Source organism: Dyadobacter sp. 22481, assembly GCF_052044875.1.
In the GTDB taxonomy this organism is placed as follows: Bacteria; Bacteroidota; Bacteroidia; order Cytophagales; family Spirosomataceae; genus Dyadobacter; species Dyadobacter endophyticus.
Genome location: NZ_JBQENV010000003.1, coordinates 488,676 through 510,700, shown reverse-complemented (window position 1 = coordinate 510,700; position 22,025 = coordinate 488,676). Strand labels below are relative to the sequence as shown.

At 48.2% G+C, this 22,025-nt stretch carries 16 protein-coding genes; 14 read left to right on the top strand and 2 right to left on the bottom strand.

The window, feature by feature from the left end:
• Positions 1–216 precede the first annotated feature (216 nt).
• The 14 genes from ACTJJJ_RS20890 (at position 217) to ACTJJJ_RS20825 (ending at position 20,734) form a co-directional block, all read left to right on the top strand.
• Positions 217–2,538: a PSD1 and planctomycete cytochrome C domain-containing protein gene (locus ACTJJJ_RS20890; RefSeq protein ID WP_440702917.1), complete on the top strand. Its 2,322-nt coding sequence runs from the start codon at positions 217–219 to the stop codon at positions 2,536–2,538.
• A gap of 61 nt (positions 2,539–2,599) precedes the next feature.
• A complete protein-coding gene (locus ACTJJJ_RS20885) occupies positions 2,600–3,568 on the top strand; it encodes a phytanoyl-CoA dioxygenase family protein (protein ID WP_440702916.1) in 969 nt (322 codons plus the stop codon).
• Between the two features lie 48 nt (positions 3,569–3,616).
• Positions 3,617–6,106, top strand: a complete 2,490-nt coding sequence (locus tag ACTJJJ_RS20880; protein ID WP_440702915.1) for a M43 family zinc metalloprotease — start codon at positions 3,617–3,619, stop codon at positions 6,104–6,106.
• Positions 6,107–6,448: 342 nt separating this feature from the next.
• Positions 6,449–9,514 carry a SusC/RagA family TonB-linked outer membrane protein gene (locus ACTJJJ_RS20875; RefSeq protein ID WP_440702914.1) on the top strand — a complete coding sequence of 1,022 codons (3,066 nt, stop codon included), beginning with the start codon at positions 6,449–6,451 and terminating at the stop codon, positions 9,512–9,514.
• 10 nt (positions 9,515–9,524) lie between these two features.
• The gene (locus ACTJJJ_RS20870; RefSeq protein ID WP_440702913.1) at positions 9,525–11,054 is read left to right on the top strand and encodes a RagB/SusD family nutrient uptake outer membrane protein; all 1,530 of its coding nucleotides are present in this window, start codon (positions 9,525–9,527) and stop codon (positions 11,052–11,054) included.
• 124 nt (positions 11,055–11,178) lie between these two features.
• Positions 11,179–12,579, top strand: coding sequence for an aryl-sulfate sulfotransferase (locus ACTJJJ_RS20865; protein WP_440702912.1), 1,401 nt, complete (start codon positions 11,179–11,181; stop codon positions 12,577–12,579).
• Between the two features lie 3 nt (positions 12,580–12,582).
• Entirely contained in the window at positions 12,583–13,785 is a 1,203-nt protein-coding gene (gene chrA, locus ACTJJJ_RS20860) for a chromate efflux transporter (RefSeq protein ID WP_440702911.1), read from the top strand.
• Positions 13,786–13,787: 2 nt separating this feature from the next.
• Positions 13,788–14,795 (top strand): sulfotransferase family protein, encoded by a 1,008-nt coding sequence (locus ACTJJJ_RS20855; protein ID WP_440702910.1) that lies wholly within the window; start codon positions 13,788–13,790, stop codon positions 14,793–14,795.
• A 33-nt stretch (positions 14,796–14,828) separates the two neighbouring features.
• Positions 14,829–15,617, top strand: a complete 789-nt coding sequence (gene cysQ, locus ACTJJJ_RS20850; RefSeq protein WP_440702909.1) for a 3'(2'),5'-bisphosphate nucleotidase CysQ — start codon at positions 14,829–14,831, stop codon at positions 15,615–15,617.
• The gene (cysC, locus tag ACTJJJ_RS20845) at positions 15,604–16,146 is read left to right on the top strand and encodes an adenylyl-sulfate kinase (RefSeq protein ID WP_440702908.1); all 543 of its coding nucleotides are present in this window, start codon (positions 15,604–15,606) and stop codon (positions 16,144–16,146) included. Before cysQ ends, cysC begins: the two co-directional genes overlap by 14 nt.
• A 32-nt stretch (positions 16,147–16,178) precedes the next feature.
• Positions 16,179–18,533: a GH92 family glycosyl hydrolase gene (locus ACTJJJ_RS20840; RefSeq protein ID WP_440702907.1), complete on the top strand. Its 2,355-nt coding sequence runs from the start codon at positions 16,179–16,181 to the stop codon at positions 18,531–18,533.
• A gap of 120 nt (positions 18,534–18,653) precedes the next feature.
• The gene (locus ACTJJJ_RS20835) at positions 18,654–19,226 is read left to right on the top strand and encodes a TetR/AcrR family transcriptional regulator (RefSeq protein WP_440702906.1); all 573 of its coding nucleotides are present in this window, start codon (positions 18,654–18,656) and stop codon (positions 19,224–19,226) included.
• Positions 19,227–19,283: 57 nt separating this feature from the next.
• On the top strand, positions 19,284–20,270 hold the full coding sequence (locus ACTJJJ_RS20830; RefSeq protein WP_426295631.1) for a type I glyceraldehyde-3-phosphate dehydrogenase: 987 nt from the start codon (positions 19,284–19,286) through the stop codon (positions 20,268–20,270).
• 53 nt (positions 20,271–20,323) lie between these two features.
• Positions 20,324–20,734 (top strand): nuclear transport factor 2 family protein, encoded by a 411-nt coding sequence (locus ACTJJJ_RS20825; RefSeq protein ID WP_188937542.1) that lies wholly within the window; start codon positions 20,324–20,326, stop codon positions 20,732–20,734.
• A 209-nt stretch (positions 20,735–20,943) separates the two neighbouring features.
• On the opposite strand, the gene ACTJJJ_RS20820 is transcribed toward ACTJJJ_RS20825, so the two are convergent.
• Together ACTJJJ_RS20820 and ACTJJJ_RS20815 are read right to left on the bottom strand one after the other, a co-directional pair.
• Positions 20,944–21,333 (bottom strand): RidA family protein, encoded by a 390-nt coding sequence (locus ACTJJJ_RS20820; RefSeq protein ID WP_188937545.1) that lies wholly within the window; start codon positions 21,331–21,333, stop codon positions 20,944–20,946.
• Positions 21,334–21,425: 92 nt separating this feature from the next.
• Positions 21,426–21,992 carry a Crp/Fnr family transcriptional regulator gene (locus tag ACTJJJ_RS20815; RefSeq protein WP_440702905.1) on the bottom strand — a complete coding sequence of 189 codons (567 nt, stop codon included), beginning with the start codon at positions 21,990–21,992 and terminating at the stop codon, positions 21,426–21,428.
• Positions 21,993–22,025: the final 33 nt, after the last annotated feature.

Below are 22,025 nucleotides of genomic sequence, written 5' to 3'. Positions count from 1 at the left end.
ATTTGAAAAGCTAGAACAAACATAAGAAGAGGAGAAGCCCAAACTTTGCAAGAGTTTTCAGGGACAGGCTTTGGAGATTTTCAGAGACAGGCGGTCTTATTGTACATGTAGTAAACGGATGAATCAATCTAAAATGAAGGATATCAAGACACAGCCAGCCAGCTTCATAACTGACTGTTTTTTAAAATTGACTTATAGAGTCCTGCGATTCTCAATATGAAAAATTACGTTTCGCGGCTGATCGTATTGTCGGCCATAGTAGCCTTCTTCGCAGTTTCTTGTTTTCAAAAGAACGGGACCTTGAAAAACGGATCTGTTAGCGGATCAGTCAGTTATAACTTTGATATCCGCCCGATCCTGTCGGACAAATGCTTTGCATGCCATGGACCGGATGCTAAGAAACGCGAAGCAGGGCTACGGCTGGACGTAGCCGAAAGCGCCTATGCGAAATTCAAAGATGGTAAAGGCGTCGCGATTTTCCCGGGCAAGCCTGACCAGTCGGAAGTTTATAAAAGGATTACTTCGGTAGATTCGTCCTACCAAATGCCCACGCCGGAATCGCATTTGGGGCTTTTGAACGAAAATGAGATCGGTCTGGTGAAAAAGTGGATCGAGCAAGGCGCTAAATATGAAAAGCATTGGGCGTTTACCGCGCCCGCACTACCAGCTGTACCGGAAGTTTCTAAAGAAGATTGGCCCAAAAACGAGATAGACCATTTTGTATTACAAAAAATGGAAGGTGCAGGACTTACCCCTAACGAAGAAGCTGACAAGAGCCACCTGCTGAAAAGGGTCTCGCTGGACATTACGGGCCTGCCGCCGACATTGGAAATGCAAAAGAAGTTCGAGGCCGACGGAAGCGGGAAGGCCTACGAAAAAATAGTGGACGACCTGCTGGGCCAGAAAGCCTATGGCGAGAAAATGGCGGTGCACTGGCTGGACGTAGCGCGCTATGCCGATTCCTACGGCTATCAGGACGACGAATACCGCACGCAGTGGCCCTGGCGCGACTGGTTGATCAGCGCATTCAACCGGAACATGCGCTATGACCAGTTCCTTACCTGGCAGATAGCGGGGGATTTACTGACGAATGCAAGCAAAGAGCAGATTTTGGCAACAGCATTTTTTCGGAACCATAAATACACGGAAGAGGCAGGCGTAATCCTGGAAGAATACCGGGTGGAATATAATATCGATAAGACCAAAACTTTCAGCACCGGTGTTTTAGGGCTTACCGTCGAATGTGCGCAATGCCACGATCATAAGTACGACCCTGTTTCGCAGGAAGATTATTACCGTTTGTATGCGTTTTTCAACAATTCGAGGGAAGTCGGTTATGAAGGGTATAGCCAGCAGACGAAACCCGCCAAACAGCCGGTCATGAAAATTTCGGACCAGGAAGCCCGAACATTGTTATCGTTTATCAACAGGCCGGACACAAGCGCGTTGATGGTTTCCGTGCTGGGCGACCGGGATACACTCAGGCCTACGTATATATTAAACCGTGGGGTGTACGATGCGCCCGGACGGCGGGTGACAGCCTCGGCATTGCCGGCAGTTATGAAATTTGACACTGTCAAATTTTCACAGGACCGGCTGGGACTTGCCAAATGGACGACCAGTAAAAGTAATCCACTCACGGCCAGGGTTTTTGTAAACCAGGTCTGGCAGGAGTTCTTCGGGCGCGGTATTGTGAAAAGCAGCGGTGACTTTGGGATGCAGGGAGACCTGCCGACCAACCCGGCGCTGCTCGACTGGCTGGCCGTTGATTTTATGAACCATGGCTGGGATATCAAAAGGCTCGTGAAGCAAATCGTGACATCGGCAACCTACCGGCAGTCGGCCAAGGTTACCGACGAAAAACTCAAAGCTGACCCGGACAATATTTATTTATCACGTGGACCCAGGTATCGCATTCCAGCTGAATTGGTCCGTGACATGGTGCTCTCGACGAGTGGATTATTGAACCAAAAGGTCGGCGGGCCAAGTGTCAAACCCTACCAGCCTAAGGGATTATGGGAGGCAGCGTCCTCGGGTAGGGGCAGTTTGCGGATGTATCTGCAGGATAAGGGAGAGGCATTGTACCGAAGGGGAATGTACACTTTTATTAAACTCACAGTGCCGCCACCTTCGATGATTATCTTCGATGCGAGTAACCGCGACCATTGCGAGATTAAACGGTCCAAAACGAACACGCCATTGCAGGCATTGGTGATGCTCAACGACCCGACCGTCCTGGAAGCGTCAAGGGTGCTGGCTGAGCGGCTGACTTTAAAATCTACGGACGCAGAGGCCAACATTAAGGAGTCATTCCAACGGATTGTCTGCCGATCTCCGACAGACAAAGAATTAAAATTGCTTACGGAATATTACAAAAACGAAGTTTCGATTTTTTCGAAGGATAAGAAACAGGCATTTAAGGTATTAAATGTGGGAGAATATCCTCACCAGGCTAAGGTGAATGAAAGCCGGGCCGCGGCGTTGATGCGGGTGATCAACACTTTATACAACATGGAGGAAACGATTACAAAATCGTAATAGCCAATACACATGGAACGCCAATTTTAGATTTTCGGATGAAACATTAAAGTGTTAAAAAATGGAAAACGACAAGGTAACATCGCCTGCTGACCTGGCGAATTTCAGCAACCCGATAGCCAGCATATTCGCGCAGCCCACAACCGCAGCCGAATGGGAGCAATATGTACTGACAGAAGATCAGCTCCATTCATTCCGGGAGAATGGGTATGTCGCGGGTATCCGGATCATGAGCGAGGAGCAGGTGGATCTGTTGAATACAGAGCTGGTAAGGTTGCAGTCGGCAACCAGCGAGGAAAGGAAGTTGTTTTATCATTATGAGCGTAACGAATCCGAAGATCCCGACAAAGTACTTTTTCATGCGATTGGCGCCTGGCGGGTCACACCCGGTTTTCACGACCTGATCTGGGCTCCGGCGTATCGTATGGCAGCCTATCAGCTTTTAGGTCAGCCGTTCCGGCTTTTTCACGACCAGTTGTTTTGCAAACCGGCCAGGCATGGGGGCGTCGTAGCCTGGCATCAGGATTTTTCGTACTGGACTTTCACTAAACCCATGAATCACCTGACGTGCTGGATTGGTCTGGATGACGCCAGTGTCGAGAATGGTTGCCTCTACTACGTTCCCGGAAGCCATAAGTGGGGTTTACTGCCCATTACCGGCCTTGCGGGCGATATGGATGCAGTGAGGCAGGTGCTGGATGAGGATCAGAAAGCTGTTTTTGAGAAAAAAGTAGCTAACGAATTGAAAAAGGGCTACGCAAGTTTTCACCATCCGCTCACCATGCACGGTTCCTACGCCAACTATTCCGAGCGGTCCCGCAGGGCTGTGGTCATTAATGCAATGGGGCACGAAACATTAGGGAATACAGCCGGTTATGAGCGTCTGGATGCGTTGGCGGCTTTTCCCGCGATGGAGCAGGACCAGGTACTTGATGGCCGGTTTTTTCCTGTATTGTTTGATGACAGTGACCCTGAATTGAAAGACTTGCTCAGCAGAATTCCGGTGCAATTTCAGAATTCCGTGAAATAACCCTCCCGTTGCGTTAGAAATTGTTTATTTCAACTAACTGGTTATTAAATGAAGCTAATTTTATTGATTTGCGCCTTTTTGGTGAGCATAGGTGCTTTTTGTCAGGTTTCCAACGAACCTGCTTTGCAAACTGCAAACGGCTTTTGCGGGTACAAGCCCGACTCGGTCCTTGAAAATCAAATCAGGTTTCTGATACGGCAACGCTTGAAGCAAAAGTCTGACGGCGCCAACCTCCGTACCAACGACCTGTACCGGATTCCGGTAGTTGTCCACGTGATCGAACCCAGCACAGCATCGTCGTTGATTACTGACGCACAGATTAATGGCATTATCACCAATCTCAACGACGCTTACCGCGGGCAGGGGTATTACCTCGGAAGCCCGGATGTGGACATAGCGTTTGAGCTGGCAAAATATGGGCCCGACTGCTCTGCATATCCGGCGGGCGCAATTACCCGGTTTGATGCGTCTGGAAACGCGACCTATGTATCCAAAGGGGTTTTCAACCAGGGGGTGACCTGGGGACAGGTGCAAAGCTGGGTTACCTGGGACAAGGACCTTTACCTTAACGTCTGGATCGTCAACCGCCTTGACAATGGAGCATCGGGTGTTGGAGGGCCAGCCGAGGGGTTCATCGGGGTGGCCGGGGAAATGAGCGGCGGGCACGATTACGTAACGCCGCATGAGGTGGGCCACTATCTGGGCCTCGGACACCCGTTCCCTTCCCGGAGTGACTGCGGATGTGGCGACGGCGATGGCCTTGTCGATACTCCTCCGTTAATTTCATATGGCATAGGAAGTAATTGCGACCATAACTGGGGGTGTTCGGATGCCGCCATGGCATTGATAAATCCATGCACGAATACTCCGTACGGGAATATTCAGAAGAACATCATGAACTACCTTGGTGGCGGCTGCGACAAATTGTTTACCAATGACCAGGTGAATGCGATGCGCGCGACCCTGGAAACCTATCACGCGACTTTGCTTGCCTCGCCTATGTTAGCGCCCTCGGCCCCAACAGCGGCAGCAGTCATTTCTGGGCCAGACGAGTACTGTACATTGGATGGTTTCCCGACCACCAGGGTTAGCTGTATTTGCAGCGAAGTATCCTCGATCACCCGTAACGGCTCCGCTATCAATGAGTCGGGATTGGGGACTAAACCACTGCCCGGCGCAGGTAGCTCCACCGTTTGGAACTATACGCTGACCTGTGCAAACGGTTTGACGGCTTCAAAATCCATTACTTTTTATAATCCCGGTATCAGGAATGTCGTGACCTCCTGCTCTTCCGAAGATAGCTGGCAGGTGCAGTTCGAGAATCCGCGGAATTATCTGGTAACCTCTTCTGCGGGTACAGTTGCGGGAAACACCATTACGGGTATTCCGAATACAGCAGAGGCGATAATCAACATTGAGGATGGAGACGGCTGCGGCAATTCGGTTACATTGGCTATTCCTTGCTGCGCGCAGAAGGTAACCCCCGCAGCGCAATGTTCACCAACGGCATCGAACGGGCTAAGTGTCTATTTTGGCCTTACAAACTTCACCTTCGGGACCATCAACAAAAATTCGGGCAATTCGCAGGAAGATGGTGCCAATTATGTGGACCGCACCTGTACCGACGTTTCGGTTATGAACTCGGGCCATTCATATCCGGTCTCGATCCGGGGAAACTACACTAATTCACACCGTGTAAAGGTTTATATCGATTACAACAACGACGGGATTTTTACCACTGGCGTAGCCAACAATGAGCTGGTGTTCCAGGGAACGACACCCGGCGGGAATGACAACTTCATATCGGGCAGTATCGCAATGCCGTTAACCGCATTACGCAATATTCCATTGCGTGTCAGAGTGCTGGCCGACCCTGCTTCGACCTCGGACGCCTGTACGATCATAGGGTACAATACCGGCCGTACGCTGGTCAATTACGGCTCAGGCCAGATTGAAGACTTTTCTATTACAATACAGGATCCTTTGCCCGTAACCCTGATCAGCTTTGACGGCAAGCCCGATGCGGAAGGCATTAAATTAACATGGGAGACGGCCCAGGAAGAGCAGAACAAGGGATTTGAGATCGAGCGGAGCCTGGATGGGCTGCGTTTCGAGACCAAGGGACTTGTGACAGGCGGCAATACAACGTTGGTCAAATCGAAGTACACATTCCTTGATTCGGATGTACAACAGCACTTGCGTTATTATTACCGGCTCAGGCAGCTCGATTTTGATGGAAAATTCACTTTTTCGAGGATCATAAATGTGGTCAGTAGCAAGGACCTTGCTCCGTTCTACGTGTTCCCAAACCCGATTGTCGGGCAGGAATTCCGTGTAGCAATGCAAAGCCCTGCGGACTACGATCTTTCTTTCATAGCATTAAACGGAACGCAATTGCTTGTCAGCAAGGAACTTTCCGAGGCGCCGGCAGGCTGGGTAATAAAGGGAAAATCGGAAATCCTGCCGGGACTTTATACCATCAAAATCCGGAATAAGGTCAACAATCAGGTTCACTACTTAAAGGCGATGGTAAGGTAAGTGGATGGTAATCTCTCATTCACCTGGGCTCTTTTGTCGCAAGTCCGGGTAACATCTTGTAAGGACCACACATCAAACGCAACGTTGTCGGTAAGCGGCAAGTTGGCTTACGAAATGGCCTGAAAAGTTAAAAAATATTTTTCTTTCCCCTTTTGCAGTAAAATTTTCTTCTAAAGGTTCAAAGATCAGGAATATTTAATTTGGCGTGTGTACGAGCACATATATTTGATATATTTGTTTGCATCCTTTAAAGTACTTGCTATCAGTTACTTAGTGGCTGTGTTCCTCTCGTGTTGGCAATGCTTTATAAAACAATCAGTAATAACCCTAAACATAGTTTAAATGACACCTAGACTTTTATTTACACTCATTTTTGTTTCACTATTTTTATCTGGACCGGGCTATTCTCAGCAGGCGACGGTTGCGTCGGGTGACGCACGCCGTGTGTCGGGAACGGTTTCAGATATAAAGGGAGGTGGAATTCCCGGTGCAAATGTTTCTGTTGTAGGAACTACCACCGGCGTAATTACCGACGCGAAGGGAATGTTTTCTGTGGATGTACCCAACAGTCAGGCGGTACTTCGCTTTTCATTTATTGGCTACAAGAGCACTGAGGTTACCGTTGGTAATAAGAATCAGTTTAGCATCACCATGGAAGAGGATTCCAGGACACTGGACCAATTGGTAGTAGTGGGTTATGGTACGCAGAAGAAAAAGGACCTGACAGGCGCGGTAAGCTCCATCGGTAATGAAAGCCTGAACCTCGGGGGTGCTACTTCCAACGTAGCGCAGGCGTTTCAGGGAAGAGCGGCAGGTGTGCAGGTGAGCCAGTCCAACTCCGCTCCCGGTGGTTCGACGGTCGTCCGTGTGCGAGGTGGAAATTCCATTTCCTCGACCAACGAACCGCTATATGTGGTAGACGGATTTCCGTCCGAAACCGGAAAAGAGATAAACCCGAACGATATCGATGATATTCAGATATTGAAAGACGCCTCGGCTACCGCCATATACGGGGCAAGGGGTGCAAACGGTGTTGTGATTATCACCACAAAACGAGGTAAGACGGGCAAGCCTACGGTGACTTTGGATAGCTACTATGGGATTCAAAAAGTAGCCAGCTCATATGATAAAATGACTGGTTTACAGGCCATGCAAATCACCAATGCTAAAAATCAGGAGAGAGGTTTGCCCCCTACCTACACACCGACAGATCTGGCGAGCGGGACCAACACCGACTGGTTCAAGCTGGCCACCCGTGATGCAAAAGTACAGAGCTACAGTTTAACTGCCAGTGGTGGAAATGAGGATACTCGCGTGGCGCTTTCACTTAACTATTTCTCTCAGGACGGAGCGCTTAAAAATACCGATTATGACCGGTATTCTATCCGCTTAAACTTGGATAAACAATTTGGTAAACGCTTTAAAATGGGCGCGAATATGTACGGGGCGCATACTTTCTCTATGTACAAAAATTATGACGGTAACATTCAGCCATCCAATGTGATGTATGGAATCCTGTCTGCTTCGCCCGCAATAGCTGCCTACAATGCTGACGGGACATACGCTAGATTTCAGGGCCGCGATAACTCCATTGCTTGGTTGCTGGAACCCGTCAACCACCTTTATGGCAACAAGATCAATATCAACACATTTATAGAATACCAGTTTACCGATGCATTATCCTTCAAGGTGAATGCCGGTACGGAATACAACGCATCGAAGGAAGGCACTTACTTGCCACGTACCCTTGTAGACGGAGAAAAAGTAAGGGGCCGTGCGACGGTCCAGGAAAATACGGCTGCCCGAAATCTTGTAGAAGGTTATTTTACCTATGTCAAAACCTTCGGGGCGCATTCTATTAATGCTGTTGCAGGAGTATCGATGCAAGACGATATCGTCGAAAACCATTTTTCGGCTGTTCAAAATTTTAGTACAGATGCGTTTCTTTACAATAATCTTGGAGCCGGTACGCAACGCGTGCTCTCAACAAGCTCCAAAACAAATACTAAAATTGCTTCCGCCTACGGACGTATTAACTACGCTTTTAAAGATAAATACCTGGCCACTTTTACCATCCGGAGAGACGGATCGTCCCGCTTCGGACCAAACAACCGCTACGGTTACTTCCCATCCGGTTCAGTCGCCTGGCGTCTCGGTGATGAAGATTTCGTAAAGAATCTGAATGTGTTCTCTGACTTAAAACTAAGAGCGAGCTACGGGGTCACAGGTAACGACCGCATCGGGGATTACGCGTACATGACTACGTTTTCCCCCGTTAACGTAACATTGGACGGTAATAATTCTTACGGCGGAACAGCCGCCAGTCGTCTGCCCAACCCTGACCTTAAATGGGAAAGTACCGCCCAGCTTGATATTGGTGCGGATGTTGCCTTCGGCAATGGGCGTATTTCTGCAACTTTCGACTACTATCGCAAAAAAACGAAGGACCTGCTGTTGAATATTCCGGTTGGCGACTGGTGGGGTTTCACTACCCAGATCGTGAACGCAGGTTCTATTCAAAACAGTGGTCTTGAACTTTCTCTCAATACCCAAAATATTGCAAAAGGGAGTTTCAGATGGAAATCTTCGTTCAACATCGGCTACAACAAGCAAAAAGTACTGAATCTGGGTGGTCGTCCGTATATTATCACCCAAACAGCCAATCCTTACGGTGGTAGGGCTATTGACTTCACCAAACTGGAAAAGGGCCAGGAACTCAGCAGCTTTTTTGGATATAAGTACGCGGGGGTGATCAAAACAGGCGAAACCTATACGCCGCAACCCGGCGCACCAGCCGGCAGCCCGAAATATGTGGACGTCAACAATGATGGCAAACTCGATGCAAATGATCGCGCTTACCTCGGGAATGCTAACCCACATTATATTTATGGTATTGGAAATGAGTTCAGATATAAAAATTTCGATCTGAATATATTCATGCAAGGTGCCCTGGGTTACAGTCTTTTCAACGGTAACGGATTAGTTCTTGAATCCGGTTATGGAACGGCCGCTTTAAACAGATGGACGCCGGACAACCAGAACACGGACATTCCACGCGATGGCTATGCAACCACTTCATATGGAAGCTATATCAATGACCGCTTTGTAGAGGATGCTTCGTTCCTGCGTTGCAAAATGATCACTTTGGGTTATAATCTCCCGATTGGCACAGCTAAAAAACTCAATGTAAGAGTGTACGGAACTATTCAAAATCTCTTCACCATAACCAATTATACCGGAACCGACCCAGAATCAAACACCAGGGCTTCCAATTCAGGTACGGCAGCCATTGGAGGGACTCCTCCCTCTGCGGTCTCAACCGCTGCTATCAACCTTGCTTCGGGGCTGGATTATACGGCGTTCCCTTCTTACCGTTCCTATACCCTTGGTTTAAAAATTAACTTTTAATATTCTGACAATGAAATATATATCAATCATATCGCTGCTCCTATTGTGCCTTGCAGTATCCTGCGAAGGGCTGATTGAACCCAAAGTGTACAGCATCCTCACCGACGCCAACGCTTTCCAATCGAAAGACGATGCCATTGCGGCAGTCAATGCAGCGTATTCGAGGCTGAAACAGCCCAGCGGAACGAACGATTCGTGGATGTATTATGCTGGTTTTCAGGTAACGATTACTGACCTCACAACCGATGTCGGGCATGCAGCGTCTGGCGGAGACGTTGGCCTCATGTCCGAGTCCAACTGGGGGCCGGGCAATACCTACCTGGCTTATGCCTGGCAACACCAATTTAAGCTCGTTTCCGACGTAAATAATGCGCTTTATTATATCCCGAAAATCGCTTCATTGAAGGATGCCGAAAAGACGCAATTTCTAAGCGAGCTAAAATTCTTGCGGTCGCTAGGATATTTTGACTTGACAAATGCATTCGGTCCCGTGCCTTTGATGACGGAAGATTCCGTAGCCAAAAGCGTACAAAGTCCCGACTATGGAGCTCATACCCCCCCAACGGAATTATCAAAAATCAACGAACAGGTCATAGCCGACCTGGAATATGCCGCAAAAAATTTACCGGCGAATTACAGCAGTAACGCGATTTATCCAACCAATGATGTTGGCAGAGCCACAAAGGGTTCGGCGCTGGCATTACTCTGCAAATTGTATATGCGTGAAAAACAGTGGCAAAAAGTGGTTGAGGTTTCCCAGCAGATCATGGACCTGAAACAGTACGCTCTTTACCCTACCTATTCGGGACTTTTTGAAGAAAACAACAAATGGTGTTCCGAAAATATTTTTAGCGCGCTGTCCAACAATCTCGTGGATGGCACCGAAATGATGAACCATTTTGGGCCTATCAACAATAAGCAGGTAACCGACAGGTGGCAGTATTTCGCGATCACGTGGTATTTCTGGAATACATTTGAAAAGAATGACGATCGTCGCGAAATGTTCTTTTATGACTATATCGGCAGTGACGGCCTGCATTATGTACAACCTCCCGCCGGGCAAACCAACCCACCCGCCGGCTATTATTATCTGCCGAACGTGGCGTCGAAAAAATATGCGGACCCCAAAGGGTCAACCACTTACCTGGACGGGCACGTATTCCCGATCATCCGTTATGCGGATATCCTGATGTCCCGCGCCGAAGCTTTGAATGAGTTGAATGGACCCAATGCGGAAAGTATTCAGTTGATCAATCAGGTAAAAGCACGCTCGAAAGCTACATTGCTGGGCGCTGCCGGTACATTCACGAAAGACGGATTGCGTGACCAGATCCTGAAAGAGCGTGGCTGGGAGTTCTTCTTCGAATGCAAACGGCGCGAGGATTTGATCCGTATGGGGAAATATCAATCAGTGGTGAACACCTATCTCTCCTCCATCGGAAAGGCTCCACGTATTGATATCAACAAGCATAAGTATTTTCCCTATCCACAAACACAGGTAGACCTCAACCCAAGCCTAAGCAATAGCGACAGGCAATAACCCTTCAACCGCAGCGGCCGCCGCTGCGCTCAGGGTGACAAAAGATTGTCATGCTGAGCGCAGGGGGGCGCCCGGCGGTCGAAGCACTTTACTATATTTACGCAGACCCACGTCTCTCTTATTTATGAAATGCATTTTACTCAACTTTCTGATTTTCCTGGCTGGAATGTTCCTGACAGGTTGTGGTGGCTCGGGTATTGAAACGATCAGCCTGAGCGCGCCCGGCAGAAATACATTGAAAGTGAAAATTGATGTAAAAACAACTCATAAAAACAGTCTTCGCATCAACTATTGGACAAAAAGCGACTCGCTTACCAAATACACCACACCAAGTTCTCCCGAAGGTACTGAGCACGCCCTTGTACTTACCAATCTCCGTCCCAGCTCACAATACCTTTATCAGATCATCTCGACAAACGGGGGAGCGGAAACCAGCAGTAAAGTATACGATTTCAAAACGCCCGGTTATCCTGTCTGGATTCAGGATTTCTTCCGGGTGATCGCGCCCGATCCGGCGGTGTTACCACAGACATTCAAAGAAGGTTTTGTGCTCATCGCCCGCCGGGAAACCCCGGGGATTATTTTTATGCTGGATTCAAAGGGTGAGATCCGCTGGTATCATCAGGTGAATGGTACCGGATTTAAAACCACACATTTTACACACAACAAAACCATTTTATCCATTCTCGGAACCGAGGAATATCCGACGAGCTATGGAAATGAAATTCTCGAACTATCCATGACCGGCGATACGCTGCTGCATCTCAAAAAAGGTGAAGGCGATTTCAGAGAAACGGTACACCACGAAATCATCCTGAACCCGAAAAGTGAAATAGTAACGTTGAGCGTGCAGACGAGGATCATGGACCTTACCAGCGTGGGCGGAACTGCAAAAGACACTGTCAAAAGTGACGGAATCATTGTACTCGACAGAAAAGGGAAAAAAGTATGGAGCTGGTCGGTTTTTGACGTACTCGATCCATTGAAAGATCCGAAGATCATGCAGGAGAAGAAAGACTGGATGCATGCCAACAGCGTCAACTTCGATACCGACGGCAATTATCTGGTTTCATTTTACAACAATGGGCAGGTCTGGAAAATCGATGCCAAAACCGGGAAGGTAATCTGGAAATTTGGCAAGAAAGGCGATTTTGTGATCCCCGAGGAAGGTATTTTCGACCAGGGCCACGCGGTACATAAAAATGCGGAAGGCGATCTGATGCTTTTTGATAACGGTACCAGCCGCGAACAAACGCGTACGCTGACATTTAGACTCGACGAAAAAAGCAAAACAGCAGCCGTTACCCGACAAATCATTTTACCCAAAGAAATTTATACCGCCAGAATGGGCAGCGCTTATTTGGTAACAGGCGAAACCATCCTGCAATGCAGCTCCAAAACCAACACGGTAGTACTTACAAACAGGGAAGGACGGTTTTTGTGGATGCTCAAAAGCAGGATCATGCCTTATCGCGCCGAGTTTATCCCGGGCAATCTGGTTGCTCCCTATCTTGTGAACAAATAGCCTATGAAACCCAGCCTGATTTACCTTTTCCTGACATTCCTGAGGATAGGTGCGACGTCGTGGGGTGGATTTATGGCGCTCATTTCCATGATCCAGAAAAGAGTGGTAGAGAAAGACGGGCAGATTGAAAATGAGACTATCCTGGAAGGCATATCGCTGGCGTCGGTACTTCCTGGTCCAATGGCCGTGAATGTGGTATCATTTGTAGGCTACAAACTTGGCGGTGTTAAAGGCGCATTGATAAGCATCTTTGGAGTGCTGCTTCCCTCTTTCGTGCTCATGTTGGTGCTTTCCCATTTGTACTTAGCGTTTGGAGATATCCCGGCCATGAATCATTTCTTCGCGGGAATCCTTCCGGCTGTTGCGGCCGTGATTATCAGCGTTGCCGTTAGCATGGGTGAGAAAAGTATTAAAGACTGGCCCCAGATATTGATTGCCATTGCCTCCGCATCGATTGCAGCATTTTCGAAGTCCTACCTTACCACTTTGGCGGTGTTGGTAGTGAGCGGTGTGATTGGTTATTTTTATTACGGACAAGCACCACCAGTGAAGACCATTCAGGCAAAAAAGAAAAAACAGCTTGAAATTCAGACTACTGAAACCCCGAGAAGAGCTATCGTCTATTCCATTATTCTCGTTACAGTGATTGCGGCACTCGTTTACTTTTACGAAGGACAAAACGTGATCGTCAATCTGCACCGGCAAATATTACTGACGTTCTCGACGATGAGCCTGACCCAGTTCGGCGGCGGCTACGTGATCATACCAACGATGCAGAAAGTGATAGTCGATGGCATGAAATGGCTTACCAACAAAGAGTTTGTGGATGCCATTGCCATGGGACAAATTACGCCCGGCCCGATCTTTATCAGCGCAACTTTTATCGGATACAAGCTCTCGGGATTTTGGGGCGCATTGAACGCAACCTTGTCGATTTTCCTTCCAACGGCGATCCTGACGATTATTTGTACCCGTTTTTTTAATCAGATCAGCAAATCGGCTGCATTAATTGCGGTTTTCAAAGGTTTGCGCCCGGCTATCATCGGGATGATCGTCTCCGCGGCTTATACGATGATGGCTAATAGCGGATTTACAGTTTTTACGGTGGTTGTTTTTGTCGTGGCCCAGCTTCTGGTTATGCGCTTTAAGGTAGATCCGGTGTACCTCATACCCGCAGCTGGAATTGCAGGATTATTGATTTTATAGCTATGGTTTGTATTCAAATGATAGGGACCCAGCGGTCGGGTTCCAACCTGTTACGATTGATGTTAAATCAGCTGAAAGGAGTTTCCGCACCGCATCCGCCCCATATCCTGGAAAGGTTTATGCCTTTGCTCCCGGCATATGGCGATTTGGAAAACCCGGAGAATTTCGCCCGGCTGGTTGAAGATGTTTGTCTCCTGGTAGAATATAATCCCGTGCCCTGGCCAGGCATTCTCCTGGACCGGAAAGCGATTATTGAAAGAGTCGAACGTCCCACACTTCCCGAAATAACGCGGATCATTTATGAAATGAAGGCTGAGCATGAAGGTGCGGCGATCTGGATGTGCAAAAGCATGGCAAACATCCGGTACGCCGAAGAACTTGAAAAATATACCGAAAAGCCGCTGTATTTACATTTGTTCAGAGATGGGAGAGATGTAGCGTTGTCTTTTAAAAAGGCGATAGTCGGGGAAAAGCATATCTACCATATTGCCCGCCAATGGAAGCAGGAACAGGAGGCATCCATTAAGTTGAGAGAATCATTGGGTGCCGGGAGAGTGATACAGGTGCGGTATGAGGATTTACTTAGCCAGCCGCAAAGGGTTTTGAGCGAATTATGTAGTTTCATCGGTGCCGAGTATTCGGATGCAGCAATGGAATATTATCAATCTGATGAGTCGAAAGAAACGGCAAACTCCGGTTTGATGTGGCAGAATGTCGTGAAGCCGGTTTTGTCGGATAATCATAACAAATTCCTGAAAGAACTGAGCGAAGAGGACATTCTGATCTTTGAGCAAGTTGCGGGAGATACCCTTGAAAAACTAGGATACAAAAAGCATTTTCCGACAGAAAAGGAACGCGATTTTAGCGAGGAGGAAATTGCTTTATTTTCAGAGAGCAACCTGAAAATGAAGCAGGAAGTCAGGCGGCAGTTAAAACCGGAAGACCTGCTAAAAAGGAAGGCGCAAGAAGAATTACTGCGCTCGGTAAGCAGCCGGATGCCCGTTTTGTAATGGTTAAAAGTTAGGTTTTTGACAGGGTTAATAATGGATATTGATATAAACGAATTGCTGACTATTGCGAGGGAGGCCGGAGAGGCTATTCTGAGAATTTACAACGATCCTGCAAAATCAGATGCGGTAACGTATAAATCGGACCAATCGCCGCTGACACTGGCGGATGAAGCATCCAATGAGGTGATCACGAAACGACTAAAGGGTTTCACACCGGACATTCCCGTTTTATCGGAGGAAGGACGGAATATTCCATTTGAAGAACGGAAGCATTGGGATTATTTCTGGTGTGTAGATCCGCTGGACGGGACGAAGGAATTTGTGAAAAGGAATGGAGAGTTCACGGTCAACATTGCATTGATCCACAAAAACAGGCCCATTTTGGGGGTGATTTTTGTGCCCGTTACCGATCTCATGTATTACGCAAGTGAAGCTGATGGCGCATGGAAAATTGATGCAAACGGCGTTAAAACTGCATTGGAAGTGGATAGAAGGGTTTCCGGCTGGACAGCAGTGGGCAGCCGTACGCACAGCGCTCCCGAAGAAGCGGAAATGCTGGCCAGATACCCGGTCGTGAAAAGCGTTTCAGTTGGAAGTTCCTTGAAATTTTGCCTGGTGGCAGAAGGAATAGCACAGATTTACTACCGGCTCGGGCCGACAATGGAATGGGATACCGCAGCCGGGCAAGCTATTTTAACGTATAGTGGGGGTAGTGTTACCACGCCGACGGGTGAACCGTTTTTATATAATAAAGAATCACTTTTGAACGGAAGTTTCCTTTGTTTGGTCAATCAATCCGCATTTCTAAATGAGACAAAGTAACCTGGACCAGAACGGGCTTGTGATTTGGTTAGAGGGCTTGTCGGGTGCCGGCAAAAGCACCATAGCAACCGGTCTGGAAGAGAAACTGAATGCAAACGGGTTCTTTACTTTTGTAATGGACGGGGATTTGATCAGATCGAACATTAACAAAGACCTGACCTTTACGGAAGCTGATAGATCCGAAAATATCCGCAGGGTCCTGGAAATAAGCAAGATGCTCGTTCAGAAAAAAATCGTGGTTATCTGCTCCTTTATTACACCTCTGCAAAGCCAACGCAATCGAAACCGCATCGAACTGGGAGAGAAATATTTTGAGGTTTTTGTCGACTGCCCGGTTGCGATCTGTGAATCCAGGGATGTTAAGGGTTTATATCAAAAAGCAAGGAATAACGAAATAGGCAATTTCACCGGCATCAATGCGGATTTTGAATCACCCACCAGCTCTGACCTGGTCCTGAATTCCGCCACCCAATCACCAGGGCAATGCATAGATCGATTATATGATTCCATTTTTCCGCGCATTGTCTGAACAGGGTGAAAATTAGACTTAACCTGACCAAAATGAAAATATCATTTAAGAAAGCAACTGCCTTTTTCTTCGCCTCTTTTGTCACCTTTGGCGCGGATGCGCAGGATGTTTTAAAATATGTAAATCCGAATATCGGTACCGCGCATAGCAGATGGTTCTTTTTCACACCGGCGGCGGTGCCCGGAGGAATGGCTAAACTTGCCCCATCTACCAACGGTCACTATGGTAACGCGAGTGGCTGGGAGGCGGTAGGTTACGATGTCAGGCAAAATACGATCGAAGGGTTTGTACATTTTCATGAATGGCAAGTAGGTGGTGTAAGTTTTATGCCTACCACAGGTCCGTTGAAATTAAATCCCGGGGAGCTGGACAAGCCGGGAAGCGGTTACCGTTCAGCATTCTCCCGCAACAGCGAAGTCGCTCAGCCGGGCTATTATAAGGTGCTGCTGGATGATTATCAGATCACCGCGGAACTTACTGCAACCCAAAGGGTCGGATTTCATCGCTACACTTTTCCAAAATCGGATCAGGCCCGCATCATCCTTGATATAGGGCAAACGCAAGGTGAAAGCGGGGCGGTAACCGGCAGTGCAATCCATATGATCGATGATACCCATTTTGAAGGTCACGTCAGTACCTATCCTAAATATGTGGCCAGCTACGATCCGGAGGGCAAAGTTGCGATGTTCATATATGGACAGCTCAGCAGAAAGCCGGAAACCGTAACCGCATTTAGCTCGGAAGGTATTCAGGAAGGTAAGACGGGTATAAGTGGTAAGGGCGCCGGACTTGCTTTGAATTACCATACTTCGGCCGGAGAGACTTTGGAAATTAAGGTTGGGTTAAGCTATACCTCCACCGCGAACGCCAAAGCCAACCTCCTGGCGGAGGCACAAGATCTTACATTCGACGGGGCCAAATCGTTGGCGAGCGAAACCTGGCGGCAAGAGCTCGGTAAGCTCTACGTGGAAGGGCCGAATGAAAATGACAAGATCAAATTCTATACGGGGCTGTTTCATGCCTTGTTGGGCCGCGGTATTGCAAGTGACTTCAATGGGGCTTACCCCCAACATGGCGGGATGTCCGGGACGCTGTCTGAACAGGAAAAGAAGTACGGTTTCATGAATACCGACGCTATATGGGGCGCTTTCTGGAATATTACCCAGCTATGGGCGCTTTCTTATCCGGAATGGTACCAGAGGTTTGTAAATACACACCTGCGCATTTACAAGGACCGGGGATGGTTCGGGGACGGCATCGCCCACAGTGAATTCGTTTCCGGAGTGGGTACCAATTTTGTGGGCCTGGCCGTTGCTGCGGCTTACCAGCTGGGCCTGCGGGACTACGATGTAAACCTGGCCTATCAGGCTGTCCGGAAGAACGAGCTTGGCTGGGAAAACCGCTTGAAGGGGTCCGGGAAAATGGATACCAAAGTATTTCTCAAATTAGGCTACGTTCCGCAGGTCGAGAACGGGAGCAATTATGTATCGGATACAACGGGATCCAGTTTTTCGGCCTCCCATACGCTGGAATACAGTTTTAGTGCTTTTGCTGCCGCTCAAATGGCCAGGGGCCTGGGCAATACCGCCGATTATAAGATGTTCATGAATTATTCGAACGGGTGGCGAAAATTGCTTAATCCGGCCAATAAACTTATCCAGCCAAAGACGGAAATCGGCGAATTTATCAAGGATTTTGATCCGTACCAGGCATGGCGCGGCTTTCAGGAAGGCAATGCCAAGCAGTATACCTACTATGTTCCGCACAATCCCGCCGCGCTGATCGGTGCCTTGGGGAACGGGCAGTTTAATGAAACGCTCGACGGGATTTTTAACGACGCTCAGAAAAATGGTTTTGGCGGTGGAAAGTCCATCGATGCATTTGCAGGGATCAACGCGGTTTACAACCACGGTAACCAGCCCAGTTTGCACATTAGCTGGCTGTTTAATTTTTCGCGGCAACCCTGGCTGACGCAAAAATGGACACGCATGATCTGCGATCAATTTTATGGAACTGAACCCATTCACGGTTACGGATATGGCCAGGACGAAGATCAGGGCCAATTGGGATCGTGGTATGTGCTGGCGAGTCTGGGATTATTTGACGTCAAGGGGTTTACCGACCTGCGACCAATTGTCGAATTTGGAAGTCCGGCATTTGAAAAGGCAAGAATAAGTCTTGGCGATAAAAAACTGTTGGTGATCGAAACAAAGAACAATTCAAAGGAGAATGTGTATGTTCAAAGCCTGACATTCAATGGGCGAAAGATTCAGAACTGCTGGCTGTACCGTGACGAATTGATGAAAGGAGGCAAGCTCGTTTTTACAATGGGTAACGAACCCAATAGGAGCTGGGGGACATCCGTATCCCCTCCGTCCGCGCAATGAGGCGTTTAATGAATCAATAGATTTCCACAGCATGGAGCTGAATGTGCTGCTCTAAAATAACTTTTGAGAAAAATATATAGACAAACTTGTCTGTAATAATAACTGTTGTATCTTTGTGACATGACAAAGAAACTTGGACCGAGGGAGCGGATTCTGGAAACGGCAACGAGGCTGTTTCACAGCCAGGGATATAACAACACGGGAATCAATCAGATCCTTGCAGAGGCGAATGTGGCCAAGGCGAGTCTGTATCAGCATTTTGGGTCGAAGGATGAACTGGGTGTTGTTTACCTGAAAGAGGGCAGGGAAGAGTGGTTTTCAGGCATTGAGCAATGGACGAGTGCCAAAAAGGCGCCCGGGCAGAAGCTCACTGCTTGCTTTGATTTTTTGGAATATACACTGCAAAAAGACAATTATCTGGGTTGCAAGTTCATTAATATCCTGTCGGAGGTAGGTGGCAATAGTCCGCTGATGTTTAAGGAGATTATCGAGCATAAGGCAAAGCTGAGGCAGTATGTGAAGGGTTTTGTGGAGAAGGCATTGGAAGGCGATGGTGGCCTTGACGTCGATTTTGTGGGCGACTCGATCTACCTTTTGTATGAAGGGGCGATCGTAGAATCGAAAATTTACCGGGATACCTGGCCGGTAAAAAAGGCCAGGAAGATGGCAGAGGTGTTATTGAAAAGAATTTAAAATTTTTTTATCTAAAAATAGACAGACTGTTCTGTATAATAATTTAAATATAAAACAATGAAAAGAATAGCGATTAATGGTTTCGGAAGGATAGGCCGGGCAGCCTTGAAAGTAATCACTGCAACGGAAGGGCTCGAAGTAGTGGGTATCAACGATATGATGAGCATCGAGAATGCGGTTTACCTTTTGAAGTATGATAGCGTTTATGGCAAGTACGACCACAATGTAACGGTCGAAGGGAACGACATTCTGGTAGACGGCAAGGCAATCAGGTATTCAACGACCAGGTCTATCGATGATTTGCCTTGGAAGGAGCTCGGAGTGGATGTGGTGATCGAGAGTACGGGCGTATTTACCAACTACGCCGATGCGGAAAAGCATATCAAAGCGGGTGCACGCTTTGTGGTCATTTCGGGTCCTACCAAGGATACGCCTACGATCGTTCATGGCGTCAATACCGAAGAAGGAAAAACGTCGATCTTCTCCTGCGCGAGCTGTACTACCAATAATATCAGCCCGATTATCGAAATCCTGGGCCGCAGGATCGGCATTAAAAAGGCCATTCTGAACACCACGCACGCATACACAGCCTCGCAAGCGCTGGTAGATGCTCCCTCGAAGAAAGAACCGCGCATGGGCAGGGCAGCAGGCATTAACCTGGCACCGGCTGCAACCGGCGCGGCCATTGCCACAACCAAAGCATTGCCGCAATATGCCGGCAAATTCGATGGCGTGGCCGTGCGCGTCCCTGTTCCGGTAGGTTCCATTTCCGACATTACATTTATAGCCGAACGGCCGACGAGCGCGGAGGAGATCAATGCAATCCTGACGGAAGAGGCTGCTTCTGCAAGATATGAAAAGGTGGTGGCTGTAACAGACGAGCCGCTCGTTTCGACCGATATTAAGCAGAGCCCCTATGCCGCGGTAGTCGATCTGGAAATGACCCGTGTGGTCGATGGCGATCTGGTGAAAGTGATGGCCTGGTACGACAATGAATGGGGCTTTACGAATCAAATGATCCGGCAAATAGCGGAACTTGGCTAGACGGCACCCGACGGTTTTCGAATTATCACAAATTTAACACAACAGTATATAGCATGGAGCAAAAACCCCCATTCCCGCCATTTACATTGGAAACTGCACTTCAAAAAGTGCAACTGGCCGAAGACGCCTGGAATAGCCAGGACCCTGTGCGTGTATCGCTCGCGTATACGAAGGACACCGAATGGCGAAACCGTTCGGAGTTTATCAATGGCCGTGAGGATGTGGTTCGGTTCCTTACCGCCAAATGGCGCAAAGAGCTGGATTACAAGCTCAAAAAGGAACTCTGGGCATTTACCGATAACCGGATCGCGGTAAGATTCGAGTACGAATACCACGATGCAGCGGGGCAATGGTACCGTGCCTATGGAAACGAAAACTGGGAGTTCAACGGGCATGGGCTCATGCAACGCCGGTATGCAAGTATCAACGACCTACCAATCAGCGAAGCCGAGAGGAGATTGTAACTGCGTGATAAAGATCAACTAAGAGCGGTTGTGACGGCTCATGACAAATCTCATGGGTTGTCAGCAGATGGTCGATGGTTTTCTCGTGCAGCATGTTTTTTGATAACCGTTGAATTTACCAGTCGAAGCGGCTTAATAGCCTGGCCGAATCCGAACAACGGTAAATTCAACGTTCAATTTTATGTGAAGCCAGGGCAGCCCCCCGGGACTTACTTTACAACAGTAGCCTCCAACTCCACTGACAACGTTTCAAAAAGCGATTTCACTTCAAAGAAGGTTGTTGCTTGTTTGATTTCGTTTTTCGCAACCCAATCACCGAACGTACCGAAGCATTTGAAGAATTCCTCCTGATTGGTCGTGTAAACATTTAGCCGGACGATGTTTTTGCATTCGTAGCCAGCTTCGCTGATGACCTTTTCTAGATTACTTATCGCGATCAGCAGTTGCGTTTGCATATCTGCCGAGCTCGATGTACCATCAGCATGTACGGCTGCTTGTCCGGCACAGTACAGCGTGCTTTCAACGTGCTTCACTTCTATACCCTGCGCATAGTGGCGCTCGTTCTGCCATTGCCAGGGATTGATGACTATCTTTTCCATTTTTGCTTCAGTTGATTTCTATGCAAACCTACTGAGGGCGCGGGAAATCATCCCGTGAGGTACCTCACGACTTTGCTGTGAGGTACCTCACACTAAAAGCTCATCCTGCTGAGTGTTTCTCTGGAAACGCCCAGATAAGCCGCCAGTTGCGTTTTGGGAAGACGTTGCAGTAATGAAGGATGCTGCGCCGCGAGTTGTTCATAGCGTTGTTGCGCGCTGGAAGTCATCAACGAAAGAATGCGGCGTTGGGATGCCAGGAAGCCGGCAATCACCTTTTCCAGAAAGAAGCGCTCGATTTTTGGCAGACCGGTACGTAGGGCATTGAAGTCGTCCAATGACAGGCAAAGCGCTTCGGTGTCTTCGAGGCATTCCATGGAGAGTGTAGCCCTGGTGCGGGTGTAGTATGCCTGAAAGTCGTTGTCCCACCAGTCTTGCATCGCGAAGGCCAAAATATGTTGCTTTTCGGTGGTCTCGTCGGTATATACCAGCTTGGTCAAACCTGAAAGCAGGAAATAGTTATAAGGCACGGGCTCGCCTTGCTGCACCATAAACTGGTGTTTCTTGAATTTCTTAAAAATAAAATGCTTTTCAACAAACGCGAATTCTTCGTCAGTCAAAAGCACCAGCTTCTCGATATGTTGCCGCAGATTTGATTCCATTCCCTGGTGATTTCAATTAAAGCTATGCTCCGG